The organism is uncultured Microbulbifer sp. (genome assembly GCF_947498635.1).
Classification (GTDB): domain Bacteria; phylum Pseudomonadota; class Gammaproteobacteria; order Pseudomonadales; family Cellvibrionaceae; genus Microbulbifer; species Microbulbifer echini.
Window position 1 is genome coordinate 1 of sequence record NZ_CANMKV010000125.1, and the last position, 524, is coordinate 524.

Sequence of the window (524 nt, forward strand, 5' to 3'; positions counted from 1 at the left end):
TGGACGGTATCCCCGGCGAGAGCGATCACACTGCCCATACTCGCGGCGATGCCTTCAATCCAGGTTTCCACCTCGGCCTTGTGATCTTTGAGTAGGTTGTAAATGGCGGTACCGTCGAACACATCGCCGCCGGGGCAGTTGATGTGCAGATTGATCTTGCTGACATCCCCGAGGGCTTTGAGATCGCGGGCAAAGTCTCTGGCGGTCATGTCCCAGTAGCCGATGGAATCGTAGAGATAAATATCGGCTTCGCTGTTGTTGGCGGCAGCGGTCATGCTGTACCAGGATTTATTCGGCATAGCGGTCTCCTATTCTGAATTAGTTTTTTCTGCGGGGACCGCAGTGCGCTTAGTTGGGGTGGTAATGCCGTTGGCTTTTAATTTCTGCTGCCAGGCGGCGGTTTGCTTAATCACATCGTCCGGCTTTTTGCCACGGCGGCGAATGGTCTGCTGCGGGCTGACCAGCACGTTTTCCAGCAGGGTTTCATCGGCGCTGGCTTCGTGGGAGGGATTAATCCAGGGCAT

The 524-nt window shown here is 55.5% G+C and carries 2 protein-coding genes; both read right to left on the reverse strand.

The features are described from left to right. Window positions 1-299 (reverse strand): Clp protease ClpP (locus Q1A69_RS20110; protein WP_299589705.1); only part of this gene is annotated, 299 nt, incomplete at its 3' end. Between the two features lie 9 nt (window positions 300-308). Further along, window positions 309-524: hypothetical protein (locus Q1A69_RS20115; protein ID WP_299589708.1), on the reverse strand; the 216-nt coding region annotated here is incomplete at its 5' end.